19 protein-coding genes and 2 pseudogenes are annotated in these 25,952 nt (G+C 60.6%); 6 read left to right on the top strand and 15 right to left on the bottom strand.

Annotated features, from left to right (window positions below; all coding sequences use genetic code 11):
- The first annotated feature begins 24 nt into the window (after positions 1 to 24).
- Complete coding sequence (locus TQ38_RS20080) at positions 25 to 1,656, top strand: GMC family oxidoreductase (RefSeq protein WP_043980885.1); 1,632 nt, start codon at positions 25 to 27, stop codon at positions 1,654 to 1,656.
- 87 nt (positions 1,657 to 1,743) lie between these two features.
- On the opposite strand, the gene TQ38_RS20085 is transcribed toward TQ38_RS20080, so the two are convergent.
- The 5 genes from TQ38_RS20085 to TQ38_RS20105 are packed head-to-tail and all read right to left on the bottom strand — an operon-like array spanning position 1,744 to position 7,190.
- Positions 1,744 to 2,781, bottom strand: coding sequence for a serine hydrolase (locus tag TQ38_RS20085; RefSeq protein ID WP_043980886.1), 1,038 nt, complete (start codon positions 2,779 to 2,781; stop codon positions 1,744 to 1,746).
- A 39-nt stretch (positions 2,782 to 2,820) separates the two neighbouring features.
- Positions 2,821 to 4,158 carry an MFS transporter gene (locus tag TQ38_RS20090; protein WP_052506049.1) on the bottom strand — a complete coding sequence of 446 codons (1,338 nt, stop codon included), beginning with the start codon at positions 4,156 to 4,158 and terminating at the stop codon, positions 2,821 to 2,823.
- 12 nt (positions 4,159 to 4,170) lie between these two features.
- Complete coding sequence (locus tag TQ38_RS20095) at positions 4,171 to 4,524, bottom strand: RidA family protein (protein ID WP_043980888.1); 354 nt, start codon at positions 4,522 to 4,524, stop codon at positions 4,171 to 4,173.
- Positions 4,521 to 6,011 (bottom strand): M81 family metallopeptidase, encoded by a 1,491-nt coding sequence (locus TQ38_RS20100; protein WP_043980890.1) that lies wholly within the window; start codon positions 6,009 to 6,011, stop codon positions 4,521 to 4,523. Before TQ38_RS20100 ends, TQ38_RS20095 begins: the two co-directional genes overlap by 4 nt.
- Positions 6,012 to 6,026: 15 nt before the next feature.
- Positions 6,027 to 7,190, bottom strand: coding sequence for an FAD-binding oxidoreductase (locus tag TQ38_RS20105; RefSeq protein ID WP_043980892.1), 1,164 nt, complete (start codon positions 7,188 to 7,190; stop codon positions 6,027 to 6,029).
- Positions 7,191 to 7,427: 237 nt separating this feature from the next.
- Here TQ38_RS20105 and TQ38_RS20110 point away from each other — a divergent pair, with 237 nt between their 5' ends.
- The gene (locus tag TQ38_RS20110; protein WP_240198177.1) at positions 7,428 to 8,924 is read left to right on the top strand and encodes an aldehyde dehydrogenase; all 1,497 of its coding nucleotides are present in this window, start codon (positions 7,428 to 7,430) and stop codon (positions 8,922 to 8,924) included.
- 76 nt (positions 8,925 to 9,000) lie between these two features.
- On the opposite strand, the gene TQ38_RS20115 is transcribed toward TQ38_RS20110, so the two are convergent.
- The 3 genes from TQ38_RS20115 to TQ38_RS20125 are packed head-to-tail and all read right to left on the bottom strand — an operon-like array spanning position 9,001 to position 13,864.
- On the bottom strand, positions 9,001 to 10,968 hold the full coding sequence (locus tag TQ38_RS20115; protein WP_043980966.1) for a serine hydrolase: 1,968 nt from the start codon (positions 10,966 to 10,968) through the stop codon (positions 9,001 to 9,003).
- Between the two features lie 29 nt (positions 10,969 to 10,997).
- Positions 10,998 to 12,284, bottom strand: a complete 1,287-nt coding sequence (locus TQ38_RS20120; RefSeq protein ID WP_052506052.1) for an alanine racemase — start codon at positions 12,282 to 12,284, stop codon at positions 10,998 to 11,000.
- Positions 12,281 to 13,864 carry a serine hydrolase gene (locus TQ38_RS20125; protein ID WP_162792329.1) on the bottom strand — a complete coding sequence of 528 codons (1,584 nt, stop codon included), beginning with the start codon at positions 13,862 to 13,864 and terminating at the stop codon, positions 12,281 to 12,283. Before TQ38_RS20125 ends, TQ38_RS20120 begins: the two co-directional genes overlap by 4 nt.
- A 633-nt stretch (positions 13,865 to 14,497) precedes the next feature.
- Between TQ38_RS20125 and speB the strand changes: the two genes are divergently transcribed.
- Complete coding sequence (gene speB, locus TQ38_RS20130; protein WP_205316175.1) at positions 14,498 to 15,436, top strand: agmatinase; 939 nt, start codon at positions 14,498 to 14,500, stop codon at positions 15,434 to 15,436.
- A 32-nt stretch (positions 15,437 to 15,468) separates the two neighbouring features.
- On the opposite strand, the gene TQ38_RS20135 is transcribed toward speB, so the two are convergent.
- The 5 genes and pseudogenes from TQ38_RS20135 to TQ38_RS20155 form a co-directional block, all read right to left on the bottom strand.
- Positions 15,469 to 16,644: a C45 family peptidase gene (locus TQ38_RS20135; protein WP_043980894.1), complete on the bottom strand. Its 1,176-nt coding sequence runs from the start codon at positions 16,642 to 16,644 to the stop codon at positions 15,469 to 15,471.
- Positions 16,641 to 17,654: a LysR substrate-binding domain-containing protein gene (locus tag TQ38_RS20140; RefSeq protein WP_240198159.1), complete on the bottom strand. Its 1,014-nt coding sequence runs from the start codon at positions 17,652 to 17,654 to the stop codon at positions 16,641 to 16,643. The genes TQ38_RS20135 and TQ38_RS20140 overlap by 4 nt, the downstream gene beginning before the upstream one ends.
- A 14-nt stretch (positions 17,655 to 17,668) precedes the next feature.
- Positions 17,669 to 19,128 (bottom strand): annotated as a pseudogene (locus TQ38_RS20145) (NAD-dependent succinate-semialdehyde dehydrogenase).
- Positions 19,125 to 20,441 carry a 4-aminobutyrate--2-oxoglutarate transaminase gene (gene gabT, locus TQ38_RS20150; protein WP_043980895.1) on the bottom strand — a complete coding sequence of 439 codons (1,317 nt, stop codon included), beginning with the start codon at positions 20,439 to 20,441 and terminating at the stop codon, positions 19,125 to 19,127. Before gabT ends, TQ38_RS20145 begins: the two are co-directional and overlap by 4 nt.
- A 136-nt stretch (positions 20,442 to 20,577) precedes the next feature.
- Entirely contained in the window at positions 20,578 to 21,585 is a 1,008-nt protein-coding gene (locus TQ38_RS20155; RefSeq protein WP_043980896.1) for an IS481 family transposase, read from the bottom strand.
- A 105-nt stretch (positions 21,586 to 21,690) separates the two neighbouring features.
- On the opposite strand from TQ38_RS20155, the pseudogene TQ38_RS31495 reads away from it, so the two are divergent.
- Positions 21,691 to 22,218 (top strand): annotated as a pseudogene (locus TQ38_RS31495) (SMP-30/gluconolactonase/LRE family protein); the annotation flags it as partial.
- On the opposite strand, the gene TQ38_RS20165 reads toward TQ38_RS31495, so the two are convergent.
- Entirely contained in the window at positions 22,175 to 23,116 is a 942-nt protein-coding gene (locus TQ38_RS20165) for an AraC family transcriptional regulator (protein WP_043980898.1), read from the bottom strand. The pseudogene TQ38_RS31495 and the gene TQ38_RS20165 overlap by 44 nt on opposite strands.
- A gap of 105 nt (positions 23,117 to 23,221) precedes the next feature.
- Between TQ38_RS20165 and TQ38_RS20170 the strand changes: the two genes are divergently transcribed.
- Complete coding sequence (locus TQ38_RS20170) at positions 23,222 to 24,418, top strand: MFS transporter (protein WP_205316176.1); 1,197 nt, start codon at positions 23,222 to 23,224, stop codon at positions 24,416 to 24,418.
- A 279-nt stretch (positions 24,419 to 24,697) separates the two neighbouring features.
- On the opposite strand, the gene TQ38_RS31335 is transcribed toward TQ38_RS20170, so the two are convergent.
- Positions 24,698 to 24,823, bottom strand: a complete 126-nt coding sequence (locus TQ38_RS31335) for a hypothetical protein (protein WP_255417995.1) — start codon at positions 24,821 to 24,823, stop codon at positions 24,698 to 24,700.
- Between the two features lie 32 nt (positions 24,824 to 24,855).
- On the opposite strand from TQ38_RS31335, the gene TQ38_RS20175 reads away from it, so the two are divergent.
- A complete protein-coding gene (locus tag TQ38_RS20175) occupies positions 24,856 to 25,890 on the top strand; it encodes an IS110 family transposase (RefSeq protein WP_043980972.1) in 1,035 nt (344 codons plus the stop codon).
- The last annotated feature ends 62 nt before the right edge of the window (positions 25,891 to 25,952 follow it).

Here is a 25,952-nt window from a genome sequence, read left to right on the forward strand (position 1 = left end):
GGATAGATTCCGGACACCAGAAACATGACGCTTGCAAAAGAGACATTCGACTATGTAATCATCGGGGCTGGGTCCGCTGGCTGCGTCCTGGCGAACCGCCTTTCGGAGAGCAGCGCTACCGTCCTCCTGTTGGAGGCAGGTGGGCGTGACAGTTCTCCCTTCATTCATATTCCGGCGGGCGAGGCGTTGCTTTTTTCGCGCTTCGGCAAGTGGCTCGGCGGCGAGTCTTTGAACTGGGCCTATCCCGGCGATCCGGATCCGTCGCGCAACGGCCTCAAGGACATCTGGTCTGCAGGCAAAGTGCTGGGTGGTAGCAGTTCGATCAACGGCATGATGTGGGTTCGCGGCAATCCAAGGGATTTCGATCTTTGGGCACAGAGTGGCTGCCTAGGCTGGTCATATGCCGATGTGCTGCCATTTTTCAGGAGCGCCGAGACGAACGAGGCGGGTGCATCTGACGTACGTGGTGGAAACGGGCCACAACCCGCATCCGCGGTCCGGATGAACCATGCGCTGACCAATCGATTTATCGCCGCTGGCGAAAGCCTCGGATACCCCTTCAATCCAGATCAGAACGGCCACACGCAGGAGGGCATTGGGCCGTGCCAAGCCTCTCAGCACCATGGCCTTCGTTACAGTACGGCGCGCTCGTTCCTCAAACCGGCGCTTAAACGCCGTAATCTCGTGGTTCGAACTAGTGCCGCAGTGACGCGCATCAATATTTCGGGAGGGCGCGCTCACTCTGTCAGCTATACGCTCGAAGGGCAGTCCCGCATCGCTGAGGCTCGGCGCGAAATCATCCTGTCAGCTGGCGCCCTCGCTTCTCCCAAAATCCTTATGCTTTCCGGCATTGGACCGGCCGAAGTTCTACGCGGCAACGGAATCGAGGTTTCCCAGGAATGTCCTGCCGTCGGCCAGAACCTCCAGGAACATCCATGCGTCATGATTACGCGCGCCGCACGCATCTCAACGCTTAATACCGAGAATGTCTGGTGGAAGGCGGCGTGGCACGGGTTACGGTTTTTGACGACCCGACGGGGACCGATCACTAGCCCTGTGGGCCACGCGCAGTTGTTCTCAAGGACTTCAGATCGCCACGAACGGCCCAATATTCAAACCATTCTGATCCCCATGGCCTATCAGATGGAAACCCTTCAGCAGGGACTCCAACTGCATCCGCAACCGGCGATGAGCCTTGCAATCTGCCAACTCCAGCCTCGCGGACGCGGAACGGTATCATTGCGGGATGCAGATCCCGCCTCGCCGCCCCGTATCGTACATCAGCTACTCGGCGACGCCGAAGACGTAGCGGAACTTATCGCCGGTTGCCGGGCTTCGCTCCAGCTTCTACGCACGCCTCCGCTCGACGACGTTCTTGCCGAGATGATCGCGCCGGAGAATATTCCGGAGAGCGATGAGGAATGGATCGCCTATTTGAGGCAATCGGCGTTCAGGGGGGACCATCCTGTCGGAACATGTCGGATGGGCGAAGACGACGGCGCCGTCGTCGATTCACGATTGAAGGTCCGAGGCGTCGCGGGGCTGCGCGTGATCGATGCATCCATTATGCCCACAGTCACTTCGGGCAATACCAACGCGGTTGTCATCATGATTGCCGAGAAGGGAGCCGCGATGATCCGCGAGGATCACCAATAAGGCCAAAGCTAGGCCGATCGTTCGCACGGCCAAAAATCATTGACCATGCTTGTTGCGCAGGCAGGACGATGCGGCATATCCACCCGTTTAGGCGTAAAGCTCGAATAGACCCGATGCAATCCGAAATACATCGTTGTTAGTGTTGTTAGAGAAGACTGTTATCAGAAGATCTTCATCTTGGCTATACAGAAAAAAACTTCTGAAACCGACGATAGACCCTTCATGCATAATCAAGTCACCGCTTCGCATGAGTCCCAAGCCGTAGAAGCCTTGACCGCGCATATTGCGTTCAGGCCAACGATATGTATCGGCTGGCGCCGCTTGCGTAAGCATGCGTTCGACGGAGGCGCTCGATAGCTTGGGATGTTCCATGAATCTGTAGACCGCCACCCAGCGAGCGAAATCGTCGAGTGTTGTCACCAGTCCTCCGTCCGCTGGCGTAACGGGCAGAGACACAACTTCATCTCTGATATGGCAACCTAGCTGATAATCCCACCGCAAACCGGCCGCATCTTCCGGTCTGGCGATATAGCCTTCGTCATGTACCTCCGAGCTCTCCATCCCCAAGGGATCGAGAAGCGCCTGCCGGATATAGTCCGCATAGCGCAGTCCGGATGGGGCCTCGATGATTTTGCCCAGCAGCGTGTATCCAAGGTTGCAGTAACGAAATTGCGAACCGGGTTCGAAGTCGAGCGGCCGCGCCATCGCCTCACGGATCATCCCGTCGATCGTGGCATCGAACGCCCAGCCATCGACGACGGCGTAATAGTCGCGAGTGACGGCATAATCCGGAATGCCGCTGCTATGCGCCAGAAGGTTTGCAACGCTGACGGCATCCCAGCGTTCCGACCGATAAGCCTCGGGAAGATAGTCGTTGATCCGCCCCTCAAGCCGCACCTTTCCCATCTCGACAAGTTGCATGACCGCGGCGGCGGTGAACTGCTTGGCTATCGAAGCGACATGGAAGCGGCCATCGACATGGTTGTCCTGATCCTCCGAGGCCGGACCATAAGCGCGCTTATGGATCACCTGCCCGCCCCGGTTAACCATGGCGACACCGGAGAAATGCTCCGCCGCGACCATCTCGGCAAGGAAGTTTTCCGCGTTCGTATCGCGTTTTTCCATACCCTTCCCTAACGGCAGCCTGTCGGCCTGTTGCACGGGCTAGCTGCGCTGTGCCGAGCGGCTGCTAATGCCGCACAGATAAGCCGCCACCGCTGCCAGTGGCACCACCACGGCGGTAATTGCCCATGACAAGCCGGAAGGACCATCCACTGCGCCGCTCGTCAGGGCTCCGGGCAGAGAGGCGCCAATGCCCAGCCCCAGGCTGATATTCCCCATGGCGATGAAAGAAATGCACAATCCTTTCGCATCGTCGGGAACCAGATCCTGCGCCGTTGCGATGCCGCAGACTGTGGCGACAGCGGAAACGAAGAGCCAGAAGGCCGATATTGCGACGACGTAAGCGGCAGGCGCGATTGTCAGGAAGACGAGCGAGAGGCCACCTGAGAGCGCCAACAAGGCAGTGACCCGGAGCCGAAGCGTATTGCCCCCTCTGCTGAACAGCTTGTCAGCAGCAAATCCGCCCACCACCGTTCCCACAAAGCCGCTGATCAGGATCACCAGGCCAAAGCCGTTGGACACCTCCCAGGCGGGAACAGCAAAATCGCGTGACAACAGCGTCGGCACCCAGCTGATCAAGGAGAAATCGACGGTCGTGAACGCCGCCAATGCCGCGAATATCGGTAGCAGGCGCCTCCACCCGCCCCCCATCTCCTTCAACACATCCGTGAAAGGCCGCTTCCCCTGGTCCCCCACCGCCCTTCGTTGCGGCTCACGGATGAGGAGGAGCAAAGCGAGTACCGGAACGCCCAGAACGCCGATCAGCATAAGCGTCGTCCGCCAGGGTTCGATCTGGCCGATACCAACGGTGTTGAATGCTCCAGACTGTGCGAGCGACAAGACGCCGCCGCCAATGACGATCGCCAGCCCGCTTCCCACGTTCATTCCAGACAGGAACACCGCCATCGGACGGCCCCTGCGCTCCGGGGGAAACAGATCGGCGATCATGGACATGGCAGCCGGCGCGAGAAGGGCCTCACCGGCGGCGACCAATATTCGCGCCACAATCAGCGACGCCATGCCGTTGGCGAAGCCACACGCCACCGTCCCCGCGCTCCAGGTGATTATGCCGATGAGCAGCAGATTGCGGCGATTGGCAACGTCGGCCAGCCGGCCTGCGGGCAGGCCGGCCACGGCGTAGATGATGGCGAACGACGTGCCCTGCGCCAACCCGACCTGAAGATCGGATATGCCAAGACTATTTCGGACTGGATCGACGAGCAGACTGAATATGAGGCGGTCCGTGTAGGAAAGGATCGCCGTTACGAAAAAAATGGCAACGATGAACCATCCGCGTGCGCTGGATGGCCACGGCGCAACCTCCCCAGATCGGCTATCGGCCCGGTTCGACACATGACCCGTTGAGCTGGCGGTCGCCATCAACCGAACTGCTCAGGACGCCGCTTGCAGCAAAGCGACGGCATCGATCTCCACCAATGCGCCATCGATCGCCAGACCGGAAATTACGGTCGATCGGGCTGGCCGCTGTTCACCGAAGAAGGCGGCGTAGGCATCATTGAACACGGTGAAGGCCGAACAGTCCGTCAACCACACGGAAACCTTGACGATTGCCGAGCGGTCGAGACCATGTTCGCGCAGCACATTCTCCAGCCGCTCCAGGCAACGCCTTGTCTGCACGCTGATGTCCCCCTCGATCCGCCCCTCCGGTCCAAAGGCAAGCTGGCCGGAAAGGAACAGCAAATCTCCCGCAACCATAGCGGGCGACAGATGCGGCGGACTGTTCATGCCTCATTTCTCCAGTCTGAAAACAAACACGGCGACGCAGCATCACTGCGCGGCCAATAATCGAGGGATTTCTTCGTATAAGGTATGTTCGCGAAATCGGGGGTCAGCGCGCCGGGCGCGGCGATGTAGATGACACCGCCTTTCGCCAAGGGCGCGAAGCCAGCATGGAAGTGCTGGGTCGACTTCACCACGATCAGCCGTTTACCGGCTAGATCAATCCCGAGTTTCTCCAGGCTGGACGGGTCGAATGGCTGGCTGCGAACGCTGGTGAGCACGATGTCCAGCTGATTGGCGGCTCGTACCCACACCGCCGTTCCGAGTGGCCACACCAAGCCCAGGCCCGACTGGAAATGGTTATGCAGAACGGCCTTAACTTCAATCTCAAGATCGACAGGGTTTCCGGATGAAGGGCCGGTCTTGCCCCCGATGCGGAGGTTGATCTTTGCGCCGATACCGGCATCGACGAGCATCCTTACCGCCTCAGGGTCGTGGAGAAACGCGATAAGGGCATTATCCACGCCCTTGGCGAGGATCCTCTCCAGAACGAAAGTGCTGTCCGATGGCGCGCCGCCGCCTGGATTGTCAGCGCCATCCGAGGCGACGACAGGCAAAGCCCCGCTTTCGATCGCGTGGTCCAGAGCTTCGTCGATCGCCATCAAAGGCGGCGCCGTTTCGTTGCGGATATCGAAGAAGCGCTGGGCAAGTTCCAGCGCGAGCCGATCGCCCCTTTCACGCTGGTCGTCCGTGATCACCCAAAGGCGCGCGCCGCCTTCCGCGACATCGCCCCATGGAAAACCATGCCCGAGCGAGACGCTCAGCGCATCGCCGGCGGCCTCGTGCGCGCGCATCGCGTCGACGAAGCCAACCATCGGCTCCCGCGTCGTGTGCCACAGGCCGACCATCTTGCAATCGACAACGGAAATGACAGGCTTGACCCGCTTTTCCGCCGTCCCGATCGACAATTGGAAAACCTCCTTCGCGCACTCGGCGATGTCGGTGTGCGGATATTCCTTGTAGGCGATCAATATGTCCGAACAGCGCAACATGGCTGTCGTTGTATGGCAATGCAGGTCCACTTCCACGCCTATGACGACGTCCGGGCCGACCAAGGCGCGGATCTGTTCCAGCAGGTCACCTTCGCAATCATCATGGCCCCCCGCGGACATTGCCCCGTGTAGATTGAGCAGGATGATGTCGAGCGGCAGGGCGGCACGAATATTCTCGAGAATTTCGTCGCGGAAACTTTCGTAGACATTCTGCAGGGTGCGTCCGCCCGGCTGGCCCTGTGCCGCCAGACCCTCGATCACCTCATGACCTGCGCTTTCCGCAAGGCGGCGCCAGAGCGCCAGGGTCGCAAAGACGCCCTCGGGCGCGACGGCGCTGGCATCACCATGATGGATGCCCATCTCTTCATATGCACTAAGGCCCAAAGGGATCGGCGCAAAGGTGTTGGTTTCCATCACCAACTGAGAAATAGAAACGCGCATCTTACGGTCTCAATCCTATGAGTGGGCGGCAGCTTGCCGAGGTGTCGCGATATGGTCTACAAGGCGGTCAGGATATAGCACGCTCGGATCCAGCCCGGCGTCACTGATGTCCATCGGGATGCTCTCTCCTGCGACCAGTGCAGCAGCAAGACGGCTCAGCGCCGGGGCCGTCTGGACGCCATATCCACCCTGACCAGCCAACCAGAAGAAGCCAGGCGCTCTTGGGTCGAACCCTACCACCGGCAAACGATCGGGCGCGAAGCTACGCAATCCCGCCCAGCGATGCTCCACCCGGCGCACCTGAAGCGTTGTCGCCTGCTCGACGCGGTCCACCGCAATTGCGATGTCCAGTTCTTCGGGTTGGGCGTCACAGGGTGCGATGGGCTGCTCGTCTGCTGGAGACAGCAGCAACTTGCCAGCGTCCGGTTTGAAATAGAAATTCTCGTCAATATCGATGACGCACGGCCAGTCGCCGATTTCATCACCCGCAGGGGGATCGACGAGCACCGCCGTCCTTTGAAACGGCTGAATACCCAACGGTGCGATGCCGGCCAGTTCCGCGACCTGATCCGCCCACGCGCCGGCTGCGTTGACAACGATCGGCGCAGTATACTCCAGCTCTCCAGTGCGAACGCTCCACCCCTCAGCGCACTTCACGATCGCGGTCACTTCCGCACTCGTGACGACCGTGCCGCCGGAGGTGCGGAACTTGCGGACGAACGACTGCAGCACTGCGTGGACATCGATGTCCTGCGCGCCCGGTTCCCACAACGCCGCTGCGGCATAACCTGGTTTAAGGATGGAGCATCGGGCCGTTGCCTCCTCGGCCGAGACGACCTGCGCGGCGGCCTTCATCAGCGGGCTGGAAGCGGTCTCCAAGAGCCGTTGCTCCTGTTCCTTGGTCGCGATGTAGAGGCATCCGCGCGGATGCAACGGTGACTTTAACTGAAACGCCTCGGGAGGATTGGAAAGAAAGCCATTGCCTGCGCGCGAGAGCGCGCGGATCGGTTCGCTGCCATAGGTTTCGGAAAACAATGCTGCGGACCGACCCGTCGCGTGAACGCCGGGAAACGCTTCTTTTTCCAGAAGCAGGACACGGACATTCTCATTGAGGAAGGCGGCCATGCCAAAGCCAGCAATGCCACCACCGACGATAATGATGTCGAACGTATTTGTCATGTTTTGAGAACCGACCTTGGTACTTTTGCCACTCGGCGTTGAACTTTAGAGTTGATGGCTAGGAGAAGGTCAGGGTGGTCAGCAAGTCGTCTAGCTATGCTCCTCGGCCAATCAAATAGGACTGATCGTCACGCAAAAGTCGCGTCCTACAGGTCGGTCCAGTTTGCTTGCGATCGGTGGTGGCAAGACACTTTGGCCACCTCGACCAATTCGAGCATAGAGGGTTAGCGCGACATGATGGCAACCAAGCAGCCAGAAGCAGACTGGAACAAGCGCGCTCGCGATTTGACATGGGATGGCCGAGCGCTGATCCATGGCCAAAGGATAGCGACTTCAAAAGAAATCGAAATATTCTCACCGGTTGATGGTCGCTACCTTTATAATTCGGGGCTGTGCGATGCCGTGATGATCGACCGCGCAGTGCGATCGTCGCGGTCCGCTTTCGAGAGAGGGAACTGGAGCGGCATCAGCCCACAGGCTCGAGCGAGCAAGCTGTTGCGCCTCGCTGAACTCATTGTCCGCGATCACGAAGAACTTGCTCTTCGCGATACATTGGAAATGGGCAAGCCAATCGGCGTCGCCGTGGGCGAGGTCGCCGGGCTCGCGCCGGTTCTTTGCCGCTATTACGCCGAATGCGCCGACAAGATTTACGGCGAGGTTCCGGGAACAGATCAGGGCAGCATTGCCTTCAGCTTGCGCGAACCTCGCGGCGTTGTCGCGGCCATTGCGCCCTGGAACTATCCACTTGCCAATGCGATCATCAAGTCGCTTCCAGCTCTCGCCGCAGGCAATTGCGTGGTCCTCAAACCCTCGGAGATGACTCCCGGGTCGGCTTTACGCTTCGGCGAACTCGCACTCGAAGCCGGCTTGCCGGACGGTGTGCTCAACGTGGTGCCGGGAGACGGCATCGAAACAGGCGCCAGTCTCGTCAGCCATTCCGACATCGACATGGTGACCTTTACAGGTTCGACAGCAACCGGGCGCGCCATTATGGCACTTGCTTCGAGCCGGCACATTCGTCCCGTCATGCTCGAATGCGGCGGAAAATCTCCCCAGATCGTTTTTGCGGACGCGCCCCCCACACCCGATCTGGCGCCGCATATTCTCGGCGAGATCCTCGTCAATCAAGGGCAGCTCTGCGTCGCCAGAAGCCGCCTTCTGGTCCATCGCTCGAGGAAGGAGGAACTGCTCGCCAAACTCGCAAGCCTTGCACGACAGCATGTCGTGGGCGACCCGTTGGATATGGGCGCCCGGTTCGGGCCGCTCGCCGGGACGACGCAGCGCGACCGTGTCATGTCCTACATTTCGTCTGCTCAACAGGCCGGTGCCCATCTGGTGGCGGGCGGCGCGTCTGACCGACATTGCGGCGTCCTGCCGACGATTTTCGACCATGTCGCCGACGACATGGCTGTCGTCAAAGAAGAGATTTTCGGCCCGGTCCTTACGGTACAGACATTCGATACGGTGGACGATGCCGTCAGGCTGGCAAATTCGACGCGGTATGGGCTCGCCGCAACTGTCTGGACCGAGCAATATCCTGTGATCCACGCCATGGTCCGCCGTCTCAAGTGCGGGCAGGTCACGGTGAGGAGCAGCATCGAGGCCTTCGAGGGTCCTGGCTTCGCACTTGCCGGGGAGCCGCAGGGCGACTCAGGTTTCGGCGGGGAGACGGGGCTTGATGCCCTGCGCAATTATACAGCAGTCAAGGGCGTCATTCTTGCCGGAGGGCGCTGACGTCTTCAGGGAAGCAGAAGTCTATCGCCGACCACGCAACTAGCGTGGTCGGCGATACCTGATCAAATGTCGCCAATCAGTAGTTCAAACTGAAATTGATGAGACCAAATGCGATAGCTGCCCACCAAAGGACACCTGTCGACATGACCATCAACGATGTCACTACTCTGAAGCCCCATGATAGGCGCAATTTCCATGCACGGAAGGAAAGCCAGAGGTGTGCTGCCATTGCCGCGATCAAAAGCGCGAGCGTGCCAGCTTCCAAGGTTAGAACGGCCGAGTCGGTTCGCGCCGAGAACAAATCGGTATCGTCCCCGAAACGGCTCAACACGATAGGATATGCCAGCGCTGCGCCGACAAGTCCGAGGCTGAGCAATTTGGACACTCGATGAGGGCGTTTACCCGCGGTCGTCTCCCGATTGAGGCCGTAGCGACGCTGCATGACGGCACCGATTGGTAGGGCCAGACCGTACGATATTAGGGTTGCTAGTGACAAGGCCAAGGCGGGGAGCAGCCAGCCCGGTGAGCGCCACCAGGGAACGGACAGGAATGCGGCGGGTGGCGCCGCATCGAACCCGACCATCGCCGGCCTGCCATCGCGGGTCAGCGCCTGCATTTTGTCGCCATCGTCCGATTGCCAGACGAACGGCGCAATTTCGGTCCAAGTTACGATCCCGCGTCCAGGAAAGGGAAAGGTCAAGCGTCCATTCTCATCCGAACCGATCCAGATCGGATTGAACAAGTCTGCCAGACCGAGCCAGCTTTCACCGGATCGGCGCGAGGACTCCCAATAACCGCGCATCGAAGCCGCATGGGCGCGCGCCGTCGCCAATGACAGCGCATTATCTCGTGGTGATCCCCCTTTGCCGGGGAAATAGCGATCCATGAACCCGTTAAAAAAGGCGTCATGGATCTTCTTTGTGGCATCTTCGCCGCCGGTACTGTTGAGCGATATGAACAGGCCGACATTGTCATCCACCAGCAGATGAAGGTCGCTGTGAAAGAACTGAGTGCCTCCATTATGGGCGATGGAACGATGCCCGTTACGCGTCGTTTCGTAAAAACCAACCGCCATGGTGTTGAGCGCGAGAAAGATCTTGCTTTGCGGCGCATGCATTGCACGAGCGGTTTCGGCCGAGAAAATTCTCTTACCATTAGATTCGCCCTGATTGAGATGGGCGATCATGAAACGGGCCATGTCCTCCGCGGTGGTGTTGAGACCACCGGCGGGCACCGGCCCGATATATTCATAATATCGCGGCGGTTCGCTCGCCTTGCGATATGATGTCGCAAGGTCCGGGCGCCAGGCCGGCGGAACGGGCTGGACGAAGGTGGATCGGGTCATGCCCAGCGGCAATAAAATGTGCCGGGCGGCATAGTACTCGAAACGCTCGCCGGACACGCGTTCGACAATGTAGGCAGCAAGCGCCGAGCCATAGTTGGAATAGGCCGGGACTGTACCGGCGGGATAAATTCGCGCTGGGATATGCTCTTTCAAATAGTTGCCCAGACTGGAGGCGGGCGAGCGGCCGATCAGGCCCTTGATCTGTTCGGCAAACCCGGTGCGATGAGTGACGATGTCGCGCAGCGTGATCGGCCGCCCGCCATAAGGGGGAATTTTGAAGTCGAGGTAGCGGTTGACATCCACATCCAGGTCGAGCTTTCCAGCCTCGACCATTTGCATCACCGCAGTCCAGGTGAATAGCTTCGTGATCGAGCCTGGCCGGATGATCGTGCGGGCCGGATCCATCCGCCGCCCGCTGGCGATATCGGCATAGCCGTAGCCCTTTTCAAATAAGACATGGCCATCCTTGACCACGCTGACCACTCCGCCGGCAATGTCGCCTTGCTTTATGGCATAGGGTAGCAAGCCATCGAGCCAGGCGGCGACATCCTCGCGAGTGAGCGGATTGGCTGTGGCGGGAGCGGTCGCGACGACTGGCGGGGCCGTGAGCGGCTCCCGCGCCCCCGCCGGCGCTGCTGCAAAAACGAGCGCAAATCCTGATAGCAGGAGAGCACGGCGTTTTTGCAGATACGTCTTCATCGATATCATCACTCTTGTGCCCTTCTCGCTTAGAAGCAGGTGCTGATCATTGTTTCGACCCGATAGGCATCGTCGACCACGAACATCATCTTCCATTTGTCGAAGGTGGTGCAGGGGTGGGAAATGCCGAAGCCGACAAGATCTCCCACCGCGAGGGTGGATTCTGGCGCAACCGACAGGAAGAGGTGCTGGTCGTTGAGCGCTGTCACGCGCATGTCCTGTTCCGCCGGGATCGCTTCTGATCCGCCGCGCGCACATGTCCACATGGGCACAGGCAGATCGATGTCATAGGAGATGTCGCGTTTTCCCAAATTTACGAGCACCAATCCCGGTTCCGGGCACGACTGGACGCAACCCCAAACCTCCAGCGCCGCGAGCAGCCCATGTTTCGGCTCACCGACTTCCCCTTCCAGGCCAAGCCGCTGATGAATGAGCCGGTAATGTTCGCTGTCATGCGTGAGATAGCAGCCACTGCGCAGCACGACCCGGAAATCCGCTTCCTTGAGATGCTCATCCGCTGTCCGGGCGACGAGCGCGAAATAAGCGGAACCGCCACCGGAAAAGATCGGCCGGGATATGCCGAACAGCTTGCGGTCGCGCAGCTGCAGAGCGAGCTCGACCATCCGATCTAACATGCTCCCGGCCTGATGATCGTGATCCGACGAACGCCCCGTATAGACGCCTTCGAAGCATTCCACGCCGGCCAGTGTAAAACGAGGATCGCGGGCTATATCCTCAGCAAGCGCAATCGCATCGCTCAGGATGCGAAATCCGGTGCGCCCGTTCTTGGCCCCAATTTCGAGAAGCAGCTGGAGCGGGCGTCCGATCGGCGTTCGCGCGAGGCCTTCGGCAAGGAGATCGAAACCAGCGCGGGAGTCGACGAGCGTGTAGAAATCCAGATCCGTGTCCTGGGCGAGCAGTTCGAACACGCCCCGAATATTCTCTTTTCCCACCAGCTGGTTGGCATGAATGATGCGCCGCACGCCATGCGCTTGATAGGAACGAATATGTGCCGTGGTGGCAGCCGTGATACCCCAGGCACCGTCCGCGATCTGCATGGCGATGAGTTCGGGGCTCATCGTCGTCTTGCCGTGCGGTGCGATCGATGCCACGGTACGCGCCAGAAACGCCCGCATCCAGAGCTGGTTGTGCCGAAGCGCGGAAGATTTGAGCACCGCGACAGGAAACTCCACCTCCTGCTTCAGCACATTCAACCCTAGACCGCCGATCTCGCGCGCATGGACGCGGCCCAAAGTGGCAGGAAAGGCTTTCAGACCGCCATCGGCGGAAAAGTCGGGTTTCAACTGCAGCGTCATTGCTCTTTCCTTACCGCGAGCCGCCGGAATTCAAGGTTTCTTGTCCGCGCCGAATTGAGCGTGAAGTCGCCTTGCCAGCCATTTGGAAACGATAGTGTTGCTCCGAACTGATCGGAATGCGGGCTGCTGCGCATGGAAAGCCACTTCCCGCCCAATGGGACAAGATCGAACTCGCTGCTCCCCCATTGGTCGCGCACGCGCAGCGTCACCTGCTTGCCGGACCGTTCGATCAGCACTTCAAAGCCACTCTCCGGGCTGTCGAACGCGCCTTCGACGCCCGGCGGCACCTCTGCATCGACATCGATGATCTGCTTCGCGCAAACATCGTGCTGCCCCGCGAAAGTGACCCGCAGCGAGCGGGTGCCATCACTTCCATGCTCACAATGAATTCGAACCGTGCCGATCCCGGTCAAACCGGTGGACAGTTGGCCATGGGTATCGAAGGCAAGCGGGTATGGAACGGCGTAGTTCAAAATCCGCAGGCAAAGCGCGCCACCATGGCTCACAAGGCTATAATGCATGCCTGTTTCAGGGCAGCCATAATGGCCTAGCCAATCGCTATATTCATCCGGATCGGGGTTGGCTGGCCGCACGTTCAGCACATCGCCCAGCACTATATCGACTATCTGGTCCGCAAGGACGGAAGGCGACGCGTTGGGCGCGCCGTTGCTCATGATGATGATATCAAGGTCTTCACCGAGGACGCATACAAGGTCTGACGAACCCCCGATCACGCCGCCCGAGTGGCGGATCGTCTTCACGCAGCGATAGGTCTGCTGCATCAGGCCAAGCCCGTAATAGCCAGGCGAGCCATCGATCTCCGCCGGCGCATCCAGCAGCGCGTCCCAGCTTCGCTGCGCGCCGAAGATATTTCGTGACTGCAGATGTGCCGCCCATGTCAGCATGTCGTCGATGGTCGACACAATCCCGCCCTCGCCCAACACCTCCTGTGACGGAAATAGTCCGCGCCGCCATTGACCATCGCCGGGCAGATGAAGGCTGGCGATGCCGGGCGTCATGACATAGTCGCTCGGTGCGAGATGGGTGTCATGCATCTCCAAAGGCTCGAACAAATAGCGCTTGAATAGCGCCGCCAACGGCGCCCCCACCACGCGTGACGCAGCGAGCGACGCGAGATGATAGCCGCCATTGTTGTAGATCGTGGCAGTGCCCGGCGGAAAGTTGCGGCCTGTTTGCCGTCGCAGGACCGCCAGAGCACTTCCCTCTGGAGGCGCGACCATGGCGTGGCCGATGAACCCAAGGTCTATATGACATCGCGTACCGCCGCGATGCTGCAGCAACTGCCGCAATGTCGGCTCCGCGTTATGGCCCTGCAGTTCCGGAATATAGTCGCCGATCGACGCATCGAGATCGAGCAGCCCTTCCTCCTCCAGCAGCAGCATCAGCAGCGCGAGGAAATGCTTGCTGGTCGAGCCGATCCTCATGGCGGTAGCGACATGGTTGGCATGGCCCGTCTCCAGGCTCGCCATGCCGAAGGCCCGGCGATACAATGCTTGGCCGCGATGCCGCACGCCTACAACCAGGCCGGGCTGATCGGCGCGGTTCCAGCGCTCGAACAAAGCGTCAAGGGCAGCGACGATTTCGGTGTTCGTTTTCTGGTCGGACATTGGCCTGGACTGACTCCTGCCGCTACACGCGCTATCAGAGATCATTGAAAATTGACGATTGACGATTGATGCAGACGGACCCTGCCGATTTGCAGCACGTCCACTTCGACAGAAGAGCTGCGCTTGGGCCCCGCACCGATGGCTGAACCGGGCATGCCGAAATCACTGGATTTGGCGTGAATGCCGCATAGCCTTTCATCGAAGTCTTCCGCCCCTTCCTCATTTTGGTTCGAATGCTATGCGAGCCACTGTCTTTGGGAGGCATCTTTATATAGTTCACACAAATGCGTGTTTGATTCCCCTTCCGGTTTGTTTGCGATGCGATGACAGGTCTTCGCATCGGCCTGATCAGCCGGATGGGGGCGTCCGATGCACTTTCCGCCTGTATCTCAAACGGATTTAAGATGCTTTCAAAGGCAATCGACTGCCTCACGCGCTAGCGGTGGGTACTGCGAGCGACAGGACCGGCAGGACAAGGCGAAAGGTTCGGCGACAATCCGCGCGCGTTGTGGCCGCCTGGATTGGCGATCACCCCAAAGCTCTGGAGTTTGATTGATGAGTGGCCATCCGTACGAATCAGGAAGATTGAACCTGCCCTTCGTCGGCATCTGCACCTTCGGAAAAAGCCCGTATGTGCAGGACTGGTCCCGGATCGATGCCGATGTCGCCATCCTCGGCGCGCCATTCGACGCCGGCACGCAATATCGTGCTGGCGCCCGGTTCGGACCGCGATCGGTGCGGGAAGCGTCCACGCTGTTCAGCTTCGGGCATGCGGGCGCATATGACCACGAGGACGACCGCATCTACCTTGGGTCAGACGTCCGGATGGTCGATATCGGGGATGCCGATATCATTCATACCGACACGCTTCAAAGCCACGCCAATATCAAAAAGGGCGTCGAGGCAATCCTGGACGCCGGCGCCCTACCAATCGTGATCGGCGGGGATCATTCGGTCAACATTCCCTGCATCGACGCCTATGAGCGCCGTGACAGCTTTCACATCTTCCATATCGATGCCCATCTCGATTTCGTGGATGAGCGCCATGGCGTACGCTTTGGCCACGGCAATCCACTGCGGCGGGCCGCGGAGAAGCCCTATGTCACGGGCCTGACCCAAGTGGGAATCCGCAACGTCTCCTCTACCGCAAAGGATGGGTATGAGGAGGCCCGGGCGATGGGTTCGGACATTATTTCGGTCCGCCAGATGCGCGCCTTGGGACCGGAAGCTGTCATCGCGCGCATTCCCGAAGGCGCGCGGGTTTACGTAACGCTGGATATTGACGGTTTCTGCCCGTCAATCGCGCCCGGCACAGGCACGCCGAGCCACGGCGGCTTCCTCTACTATGAAGTGCTTGAAATGCTCCAGCACCTCGCTAACCGGCACCACATCGTCGGAATGGACCTCGTCGAGGTGGCACCCGATTATGACGCCACGGGCAGCACATCGATTTTGGCCGCGCAGACCTTGCTGAATTTCCTCGGTTTCATATTCGGCGCGCGAGCCGAAAGGAACCCGTTATAGGAAAATGGCGACCGTAGTCGCGTCGCTTTGCATCAGTTCACCCCGTTCAATCGAACTTCCTCATATCCTCGCAGGCTCGGCGGCCCGTTGCTGACCCAAGCATCGATTTCGGCCTTTCGCCTGTCGAGAGACATGATCACTGATCCAGTCGTAAATCCGTTGATATTCTTCGATTTTTTGCGATCGACATCGCTGGGGGCGGTGCGGCAGACGGGATTGAGCGGGTCGTCACTTGAAGACAGTGCCGCCTGTAGTTCTGACAGGCCGGGGAAGCCGCCACCCAGCCGACGGGTCAGCGCCGATAGCCTTGCTTCGGAATTAGCACCATTCGGAACATCGGCAATCGCGATATTCGCGGGCGCCAGCGGATGATTGGTGTGAAGCACACGGTCGGAACCCGCAGAAAATTCATGAACTCCCGCCGCTGATGCCTCGAGCGAGCGAATGTCGGATGTGTCCGCGATCAGGTAATGCTGGCCTACCGCATGGGGCACGGACTTGATGAAGCGCGCTGCCTCATCGAGCGTATTCGATTGAAGCGACTTGCGGATGACAAAGGCGACGGGCAGACCCCGGGCCGACGTGGGCAGCTGCGACAGATAATTGACGCAGATGGCGACGCGCCGGGCGTTGACGCCGAGCAACGCGATCAGACCACCGACCGTGAAGACCAGCGTCGCCGGCTTGCCGCCATCCGCTGAAGCACGCACCATCAGCTGATGCCCGTCAGTGAATGTATCGAGGTCCATGTTCTGCCCGATCCACATACTGCCCGAGGCGGCGCGGATCGCGAATGAGCTGCACTTATCCCCTGACAAAGATCCGTGCGTGGCTTCGCGATAAACCCACTCTTCGTCCATCAGCTGGGCCGCGAAGAGCAACTCGAAGGGAACATCCGCCCCTTCGGCCATGGCACGCAGCTCGTCCAGAACGTCCGACGCATATGCTTCGACGGTCGGCATGAATTCGGTGTTCCGAATGAACTGCCCGGCGTAAGCGCGGGGGTCGCTGATCCCCGCTAGGGCAAGGCTTTCCAGCCAGTCGTCTAGCCAAGAGCGGATCTGTGCCCGACGCAGATTTCCGAACGCTCGGCCGCGCTCGCTGGGGGATCCGGAAAGATCGATTACGTCGAGAATCATATCTGCCTCGTTAACAAACCTGCATGCAAAGCGGTCGGTCACCACGGTCAGCGCACCGGCATGCTTCAACCGATGCTCTCGCCGGTCATCTTCGCCATTTTCTGCCTCAGGAACGCTCGCAGCCGAACCAGCGTCGGATGTGACCAGCGGTCTTCGCGCGCAACCAGGAAATAGCTGCCTAGAGCAACAGGTCGCGCGTCTGGTAACTCAATTTTGACGAGCGATCCCTCTTTCAAGTTGCCATCAACCAGAAACTTGCTCGCAATGACCACGCCCCGTCCATCCCGCGCCGCAGCGATGGTTAAATGCGAGTGCCAGTACAGACTGCCCGGCAAAACCTCGGGCACGGCGTGGCCGTTCTTGTGCAGCCAGGCCCGCCATTCGCTATCGTCCGTATCATGCAAAAACGGCCACTCCACACATGATCCCGGCTGCGTGTGCCGTTCCAGTTCAGCAGCGAGTTCTGGGCTTGCTAGCGGCAAAAGTTCGGGCCTTGCAAGTTCGAACGCCCGCAATCCACGGGGTGGGCCGGTCATTGGATCGACAAAGAGTCGAATATCGGCGTCAGCCTCGTGAGCGAGAAGATTAGCTTGCGTATCGGTCGGCTTCAGCTCGACTTTGCAATCAGGATATGCTCGCTCGAATTCTGCAAGATTGCGCGCAAGCCATTGGGTCGCGAATCCCGGTACGCACGAAAGTCGCAGCGGTTTACTGTTCCGGCTTTCGACGAGATCATCCGTCGCCAGGACCATTTCGGCTACTGCCGCGGATATCCGCGCATGATATTCCGCTCCCTTTTCAGTCAAGAAAAGTCGGTTACCACTTCGAACTACCAGGGCTATGCCCAACCAATCTTCAAGCAAACGGATATGCCTGCTGACGACGGCATGGTTGAGGTTCAGCTGGTCCGCTGCCTTGCGGATGCCGCCATGTCGGAAAACAGCTTCAAACGCTCGCAGCGACGCAAATGATGGTAACCGCCCCGGGCGGTGCTCACTATTCATGCTGACCTTCGCAAAGTGGCGTTGCCGTCCATATTTTGCATTGGTGCGTTGAGGGCACCATTCCGTCAACAGCATATGGAGCTCAAAAATTATAGGCCTTCCACCGCTGCGCAGACCAGCTTGATGTCGAGATGATCATCGACGCCGTAACGCGAGCCTTCCCGGCCCAGACCCGATTGCTTGACGCCGCCGAACGGCGCAACCGCCGTCGAAATCAGCCCGGTGTTGAGGCCAACCATCCCGTAATCGAGCGCCTCGGGCACCCGCCAGCTTCGATCGATGTCGCGGGTGTAGACGTAAGCCGCGAGCCCGGCATCGGTATCGTTGGCAAGGGCAATCGCTTCTTCCTCGGTCTCGAACCGAACCAGCCCGGCGACCGGTCCGAACATTTCCTCGCGGCACAGGAGCGTGTCGGCGGCCACATCAGCGATGACGGTCGGCGCGAAGAAGGTGCCGGCGCGGTCGATCGCTTTGCCGCCAGTCAACAACCGACCGCCGTTTTCGAGCGCGTCGGCGACATGAGCGACCGCCTTGGCGACCGCGCTATCGTCGATCAGTGGCCCCTGGTCGCTCGGACCACCAAGACCGGCGCCGACCTTCAAGGCGGAGACGCGGGTGGTCAGCGCTTCAGCGAAGCGATCATAGATCCCGGCTTGGACGAGGAGGCGATTGGCGCACACGCAGGTCTGGCCCGTGTTGCGGAACTTAGACGCAATCGCGCCCTCGACCGCTGCATCCAGATCGGCATCGTCGAACACGATGAAAGGCGCATTGCCACCGAGTTCCAGGCTGACGTGCTTCACAGTATCCATACAGCGCGCCGCAAGCGTCTTGCCGACCGGCGTCGACTCCGTGAACGTGAACTTGCGAACGCGCTTGTCGCCGGTCAGCACCTCGCCAATCGATCTGGCATCGCCGGTGACGACGTTGAACACGCCGGCTGGCACGCCCGCTTGTTCAGCCAGCACGGCCAGCGCCAACGCCGACAAGGGCGTCAGTTCAGAGGGTTTAAGCACCATCGTGCAACCGACCGCGAGCGCCGGTCCGGCCTTGCGGGTAATCATCGCCAGCGGGAAGTTCCACGGCGTTATCGCCGCGACCACGCCAACCGGTTGCTTTCGGACCAGCAGACGGCGGTCGTTCCGGTGCGGGGTCAGAAGATCGCCGTCGACCCGCCGCGCTTCCTCAGCGAACCATTCGAGGAAAGCCGCTGCATAGGCAACCTCACCCCTGGCCTCGGCGAGCGGCTTACCCTGTCCGGCGGTCATCAGCCGGGCGAGATCGTCCTGATGTGCGAGCATCAGTTCGCCCCAGCGCCGAACGATCGCGCCGCGCTGCTTGGCAGGCAGCACACGCCAGTCGCCGAAGGCACGCTGCGCCGCCGCAACCGCCCGGCTCGCTTCAGCACCGCCAAGGTTGGGACACTGCCGACGATGCTGCCATCGGCCGGATTGCGTACCGCGATCACCGCGTCGGCCGTCACCCAAGCGCCATCAATATAGGCGCCGTTCCGCAACAGCTGCGCGTAGTCGAGCGTCAGCTTGGTCATGCCAATGCCTCAGCCGAGATGGTCGATCCCTGCTCGACCGGTGCCCTGGGGCTCACCGCTTTGTCGATGGCGTTCATCCCCTCTTCCAGGATCGCGTCCGACGCCGTCAAAGGCACGAGGATGCGGATAGTTTGGCCGAACCGACCGCAGCTCAGCAGAATCAATCCGGCATCGAGCGCGCGGGCGCAAACCTTCTTGGCTTCAATTCCATCCGGACGCCCTTTCCCATCGACGATGTCGAAGGCGATCATCGCACCCGGACCGCGCAAGCCGGCGATGCGGACGAGATCATCGCGGCTGGCGAAAGCAGAAATGCGCTGGCGCAGCCGAGCGCCGATGACGTTCGCGCGCGCGATCAGATTTTCTTCCTCGATCACGTCGAGCACGGCGAGCGCGGCTACGAGAGCGATCGGCGATCCGCCATAGGTGCCGCCGAGCCCGCCGGGTTCAACGGCGTCCATTATATCGGCGCGACCGATTACCCCTGACAAGGGAAAGCCGCCGGCCAGCGATTTGGCGATCGCGATCAGATCGGGCTTTATCGGAGCGTGTTCGATGCCGAACATCTTGCCGGTACGCGCAAAGCCGCTCTGCACCTCGTCGGCGATCAGGAGGATGCCGTGATCGCGGCGGAGCTGGTCTATCGCCCGGTAAAGCGCGGGATCCGGCATATGAAAGCCTCCTTCTCCCTGAACTGGCTCAAGCATTATCGCGGCGATGCGTTCGGGCTCGACATCGGCGGCAAACAGGAATTCCAGCGCGCGTAGAGTTTCGTCGATCGTTACCCCGGTCGTTTCGCTGGGCAGTGGGACATGGTAGATTTCGCCGGGAAAAGGCCCGAGGCCTTTCTTGTAGGGCGAAACCTTTCCTGTCATTGCCGATGCCAGCAGGGTACGGCCATGGAAGCCGCCCGCGAAAGCAATGACGCCCGGACGGTTAGTCGCGGCCCGGGCGATCTTCACGGCATTTTCGGTCGCCTCAGCGCCGGTCGTGAAGAAGATCGTCTTGGCATCGCCTTCTATCGGCGCGAGCGTGTTCAGCCGCTCGGCCAACTCGACATAGGGCGCGTAGGGCACGACCTGGAAGGCGGTGTGGGTGTAGAGGTCGAGCTGGTCACGGACCGCTGCAATAACCTTGGGATGACGATGCCCAACGTTGAGCACGGCGATACCGCCCGCGAAATCGACATAGCGGCGCCCCTCGACATCCCAGAGCTCCGCGTTTTCGGCACGCGCCGCGAAAATGGCGGTTGCTGAAGCGACGCCTCTGGGGACTGCGGATGCGCGACGGCTGGCGAGAAGGTGGTTGGTCATAGCCGGCTCCAGGCAGAAATCCTCTAAGCAACTATACATGATCGACCTTTGCAGGCAGGCGCTTTCGAGCCGCTGATGGTGCTCTCAGATCACCGATATAATATGGTCTGGAGTTGCATTAAAGTCGGCCAGGACGTCACGCTCGCGTGACGTTGTCTGGTTGTGAGACCTCATTGGCATAGTAGAGGATCTCATCGACTTTGGGTAGCAGGTCGTTGTTGTGCGCAGGCTTGTAAAGGGGATTTGCAAGGCGGCCATTATGGTCAAGCCGCTTGCGGACGCTATCGATGGGTGTCAGCCCGGAAAGAACGCGCTGTCGTCGCCCGTTGTACGCATGGTTGAATCCGATGAGCAGCATTTCGAGATCGGGGTGGCCGGCGACATTGATGCCGAGCACTTCGCTTGCGACGCGACCGTTGAAGCGTTCGACCATGCCGTTGGTTTGGGGCGTATAGGGTTTTGTCATGCGACGGGTGACCTTGAGCTTGCTGCAGGCGAGTTCGAAGGCATCAGCGGTGAAGCAGGATCCGCGGTCAGTGAGCACATGGGTGATACGGAAGGGAAATGCCTTTCGTGCCTCCGCCAGGAAGGCGACTGCGTTGGCCGCGTTCTCAGCGTCGTAGACTGCCAGGTGGACGAAGCGAGAGCAGCGATCGATGGCGACATAGAGGTAGCGCTTGCGCACCTCACCGTCGCCAGTCCGCAGCTTTGGCAAGTGTTTGACGTCAATATGGACGTAACCGAGGTCATATTCGCGAAAGCTGCCTTGCCCTTTGGTCGGCGGCGTTGATGGCTTCGCGGGGCGTCGATTAAGGCCTTCGGCCTTCAAGACCCGATAAATGTTGTCGCGGTTGAGATGCGGTAGGAAGTGGCGAAGCACAAAGGTCAGGTCATCCAGCGGGAAGCCCGTCGATCGGCGCACGGTGCAGATGATCGCGCGTTCCTCCTCGGTGACGCGCCATGGCAGCCGCTTTGGCCGGCTCGATCGATCCTGGCACGCGTGTTCGCCGCGCTTTCGCCATTTCCGGACTGTCTCGTCGCTGATGCCGTAGCGCTTGGCGACGACACTCGCCGGCTCCGTGGATCGAGCGATCTCCGCTCGCACTGCAGGCGTTGTTCGCGCCTGGGGGTGTATTTGCATCATTACAGCACCTCATCGCTGACAGGGGTAAAGCGCCACGCGTTGTCCGCGATAGCCCAGCCTACCTGATCCCAATGACGTTCCGCAACCAAACAGCTAGACTGGAGTCCGGATCGCCGAACGCTCTACCTTACCGACTCCCGCATCCCGGTCATTTACGCCTATGTTCATGATCCGCTGACGGGAGCCATCACCAACCGTCGAGACTTTGCTACCTTCAGCGCCGATGATGGTTATCCCGATGGTCTTCTGGTCGATGACGACGGTACAATCTGGTCCACCCTCTTCGACGGAAATGCAATTCGGCGCTTCGCTCCAGACGGCACCGTCTTGAAACAGACCGACCTGCCTGTATCGAGACCAACAAGTTGTTGCCTGTCACCCGATCGTCGGGTGCTGTACGTCACCACCGCACGATTGGGGCTGACCGACGCCAAGCTGGAGCAGGAGCCCTTGGCCGGGGCCTTGCTGAGGATCCGTTTGGACGCTGTACGGTCAGCGCGTCCGCATTACCCGGTGAATGGGAAACGGCGGCATTCCCTATCAATAACGAGCGTCCGTTCACCAAGCCCGCCAGGCCCTGGACGCAGCTTCATGCCTGCGCGCGTCGGCTGGCTCCGGGAGACTGGCCCGTGACGCGCTTGAAGGCCCTACTGAACGCGGCCTGCGACGTATAACCGAGGCGATCGGCGACGGTGTCGATTGCCAGCCGCTCCTGCGCGAGCCATTGGCGGGCCAGCCCCATCTTCATCTCGGTCGCATAGCGGAGGGGTGTCAGGGCAATGGTCGCATGGAAGCGCTCGGCGAAGGCGGAGCGCGAGACATTGCACTCCGCGGCAAGCTCCGCCACCGACCAGTTGCGGCGTGGATCGCGGTGCAGCGCGAGGATGGCCCTGGAAAGCCGCGGGTCGCGCAATGCCGCGATCAGTCCCGAGGCGTCGTCGCAGCCATGCTCGATCCATGCGCGGATAATCATTGCCGCAGCGACATCGGCCAACCGCGCGAGCATGGCGGCAAAGCCGATCCGGCCGGCGCAGATCTCGGTCTTCATCGCCTGCAGGATCAGAGCGAGATCGGGCGCGCGTTGCTCGGCTGCATCGACGACCATCAAGGCAGGCATCAAGGGGCCAAGGCCATGCATGCCGCCAAGGTCCAGCGTCATGCGCCCATGAAACAGCACGATGCCCGGCACCGGATCGCTGCTGGGGCAGGTGTCCACGTTACGCACGGCATCGCCTAGCTGTGCCGCGTCGAAACTCTCGACGTCCCGCACCGCCACCTCGGAGTCGGACAGCAGCGCATGATCGGACCCGCGCGGCAGGAACACCGCCTGGCCCGCGTCGATGCGATGCAGGCTGCCATCCGTCATTCGCAGGGTGACCGAACCAACCGCAACGTAATGGAAGAACACTTCGCCCGGCTGGCCGCGAAACCCGAACCCGAAGCGCGGGCCGGTCTGGATGCGGTGATACCGCACACCGTTCAGGCGAAGCGCGGTGAGGAGTTCGCCAATCAGATCGGCAGGATTAGCCACGCACTTCCGGACCTTGGGTTAAAGAATGTGGAGTTGTCATCATAGATCGTCCAACGACGGGCGTCTAGTCAGCGAACAACGACCCTTCAAAGGATCATGATCGCTATGACATATGCAGATACCAGACCGACGGCTCCCGCCTGGCTGGCCGTCTTCTCCCTGACCATGGGCGTGTTCGGCCTGCTGACGGCCGAGTACCTGCCCGCGAGCCTCCTGACGCCGATGGCGGCTGATCTGGGCGTTTCCGAAGCGCTGGCGGGGCAAGCCGTCACCGTGACCGCCGTGGTCGCGCTGTTCTCCGGCCTGCTGGTGCCGATCCTGACGCAGCGGCTCAATCGCAGGACCGTGCTGCTAAGCTTCACCATGCTCATGATCGCGTCGAACCTGCTGGTGGCGATGTCCAGCAATCTGGTCTTGCTGCTGGTCATGCGCATATTGCTGGGCGTGGCGCTCGGCGGGTTCTGGAGCATGGCCGCAGCGGTCGCGATGCGGCTGGTGCCGCCACCGCTCTTGCCGCGCGCTTTGTCCATCATCTTCAGCGGCATCGCGGTGGGCACGGTGGTGGCCGTGCCGCTGGGCAGCTATATGGGCGGCACCTTCGGGTGGCAGAGCGCCTTCTACGCGGCGGCGGCCATCGGCACCGTTACGCTAGCGGTGCAGCTGTTCACCCTGCCGTCTATGGCGCCCGGCCAGCCGTCGCGGTTGCGTACAGTACTCGACGTCACGCTGCGTCCGGGCATCGCCGTCGGCATGATGGGGTGCATCTTGGCCCATGTCGGCCACTTCGCGTTGTTCACCTATATCCGCCCCTTTCTCGAAGCGACGATCGGTATCGGCTCCGAAGGGCTTGCCCTGTTGCTGCTGGGCTTTGGCGTGGCGAACTTCGCGGGCACACTGCTGGCGGGCTGGCTGATGGAGCGAAGCATGCGCGCGACGATGGCTCTCTTGCCGGCCGTAGTGGGACTAACGGCGCTGGCGATGGTCCTGGTGCCGGCGTCCATCGGCGGGCATGCGCTGCTGGTGGCGATCTGGGGCCTCGCCTTCGGCGGCGTGCCGGTCGGGTGGTCGGCCTGGGTCGCGCACTCAGTTCCCGATCAGGCGGAAAGTGCAGGCGGGATGGTCGTCGCTTCGGTGCAGGGGTCCATTGCACTGGGCGCGGCAGCAGGGGGCGCAGTGTTTGGAGCCACGGGCATCGTCGGCGTATTCGCGGCTGGCGGTATCGTGACGCTGGGTGCTGCTGCCTGGATACTTCTGCGCGTGCAAATGCCTGAACGGACCGGTCCTTCCGCCATTCACGTATAGGCAGGCTTTCGTCGCGCACCGGTGTCCGCTGCGCGACGTATCCTCAAAGCGGCAGAAGCGCGACCGCTCTTATGCCGCTGAGTCTATCGAGGCGCGCGAAGATCGGCCAACTGGCCCTCGACATCGACCCCCACCGATCAAGAGAGTAAGCCTTTGCAGAGCCGATAAAAGGTGCGCCTAGCGGCACAAGATCGGTGTTTGGACGAAGGTAGCCGCGTCACGGTCGTGTCCCGCGGGGGGGTGTAGGAACCGTCGATTTACGGCAGGATCAGGTTCAGGTCAGGCGGCCAGTGCTGGCAAGCTGACAATAGGGTTATGGCTCACCGAGCCGAGAGTTTCCAGTGTCATGTAGCGGCGCGATACCGCCCACTTGATGGCATGGACCACCCCCATTGGATAGATCATATTCCGAGGGTTGTCATCAAATGGAGGAAGCCATGTCAGTTGTTACGATCGGCCTCGATTTGGCCAAGACGGTATTCCAGGTGCACGGCGTTGACGAAGCCGGTGTGACCGTATTGCGTCGCAAGCTTGCGCGTGCCGAGATGATGTCATTTTTCACTAAGCAGCCGCCATGCATTGTCGGGATGGAAGCATGTTCCAGCGCCCACCACTGGGCTCGTATGTTGGTAGAGATCGGCCACACGGTTCGGCTTATTCCCCCCCAATACGTCAAGCCGTATGTGAAGCGGAACAAGACGGATGCGGCCGATGCTGAAGCGATCTGCGAGGCCACGACCAAGCCGAACATGCGGTTTGTCCCGATCAAGACGAAGCAACAGCAGTCTATCCTAGCTTTGCACCGCGTCCGCAGCATGCTGGTCCGACAGCGGACAGCGACAATTAACGCGTTGCGCGGACTGCTGGGGGAATACGGCCTGATCGCAGGTAAAGGCGTGCGACAGCTCGCGACGTTGAGCCAGCGCCTGTCAACGGCCGACGAATCGACGGTGCCCGTTGAAGCAAGAGAGGCGTTGCGGTGCCTTTTCCGGCACATTGACGCGCTGACCGAGAAGTTGGGTGAGATGGAAGCGGGGATCGTCGCTTGGCATAAATCCAGTCCGGAAAGTCAACGCCTGGCTTCTGCCCCCGGCGTGGGCCCGATCACAGCGACTGCAATCGTGGCCGCAGTCGGCGATGGCACACAGTTCCGGTCCTCACGACATTTTGCTGCATGGCTCGGCTTGACACCGCGGATCAAAGCCAGTGGCGGCAAAGAGAGAATAGGGAGGATCACCAAGGGTGGTGACCGATACCTACGCACTCTGCTGATCCATGGCGCGCGAGCAGTCGTGGGGACGACGTTCCGAAAGGACGTGGCGCCGAGACCGTGGCTGAAGGATCTCCTCGCTCGTAGGCCTACGAACGTCGCTGCAACGGCGGTGGCTCACAAAACGGCACGGTCCCTCTGGGCCATGATGACGAGGAAGGAAGTGTATCGCCGTCCATCCGCACAGCTGATGGCGGCGTAACCGGCTCGGCCCCTCCAGGGGCCGTTTTGCGAGGCGAAGACAAAAGTATGGCAAACCGGTCT

Origin of the sequence: Novosphingobium sp. P6W (assembly GCF_000876675.2) — a bacterium.
GTDB lineage: Bacteria > Pseudomonadota > Alphaproteobacteria > Sphingomonadales > Sphingomonadaceae > Novosphingobium.

Excerpts from the sequence above, each read along its gene's own strand:
- TQ38_RS20100 (WP_043980890.1), bottom strand. The coding sequence starts at position 6,011 with ATGCGCGTTTCTATTTCTCAGTTGGTGATGGAAACCAACACCTTTGCG.
- TQ38_RS20115 (WP_043980966.1), bottom strand. The coding sequence starts at position 10,968 with ATGAAGACGTATCTGCAAAAACGCCGTGCTCTCCTGCTATCAGGATTT.
- TQ38_RS20085 (WP_043980886.1), bottom strand. The coding sequence starts at position 2,781 with ATGGAAAAACGCGATACGAACGCGGAAAACTTCCTTGCCGAGATGGTC.
- TQ38_RS20120 (WP_052506052.1), bottom strand. The coding sequence starts at position 12,284 with ATGACGCTGCAGTTGAAACCCGACTTTTCCGCCGATGGCGGTCTGAAA.
- TQ38_RS31335 (WP_255417995.1), bottom strand. The coding sequence starts at position 24,823 with ATGATCTATCCAATGGGGGTGGTCCATGCCATCAAGTGGGCGGTATCG.
- TQ38_RS20080 (WP_043980885.1), top strand. The coding sequence starts at position 25 with ATGACGCTTGCAAAAGAGACATTCGACTATGTAATCATCGGGGCTGGG.
- TQ38_RS20090 (WP_052506049.1), bottom strand. The coding sequence starts at position 4,158 with ATGGCGACCGCCAGCTCAACGGGTCATGTGTCGAACCGGGCCGATAGC.
- TQ38_RS20140 (WP_240198159.1), bottom strand. The coding sequence starts at position 17,654 with ATGCTGTTGACGGAATGGTGCCCTCAACGCACCAATGCAAAATATGGA.
- TQ38_RS20095 (WP_043980888.1), bottom strand. The coding sequence starts at position 4,524 with ATGAACAGTCCGCCGCATCTGTCGCCCGCTATGGTTGCGGGAGATTTG.
- TQ38_RS20105 (WP_043980892.1), bottom strand. The coding sequence starts at position 7,190 with ATGACAAATACGTTCGACATCATTATCGTCGGTGGTGGCATTGCTGGC.
- TQ38_RS20110 (WP_240198177.1), top strand. The coding sequence starts at position 7,428 with ATGGCAACCAAGCAGCCAGAAGCAGACTGGAACAAGCGCGCTCGCGAT.
- TQ38_RS20175 (WP_043980972.1), top strand. The coding sequence starts at position 24,856 with ATGTCAGTTGTTACGATCGGCCTCGATTTGGCCAAGACGGTATTCCAG.
- gabT (WP_043980895.1), bottom strand. The coding sequence starts at position 20,441 with ATGACCAACCACCTTCTCGCCAGCCGTCGCGCATCCGCAGTCCCCAGA.
- TQ38_RS20170 (WP_205316176.1), top strand. The coding sequence starts at position 23,222 with ATGACATATGCAGATACCAGACCGACGGCTCCCGCCTGGCTGGCCGTC.
- TQ38_RS20155 (WP_043980896.1), bottom strand. The coding sequence starts at position 21,585 with ATGATGCAAATACACCCCCAGGCGCGAACAACGCCTGCAGTGCGAGCG.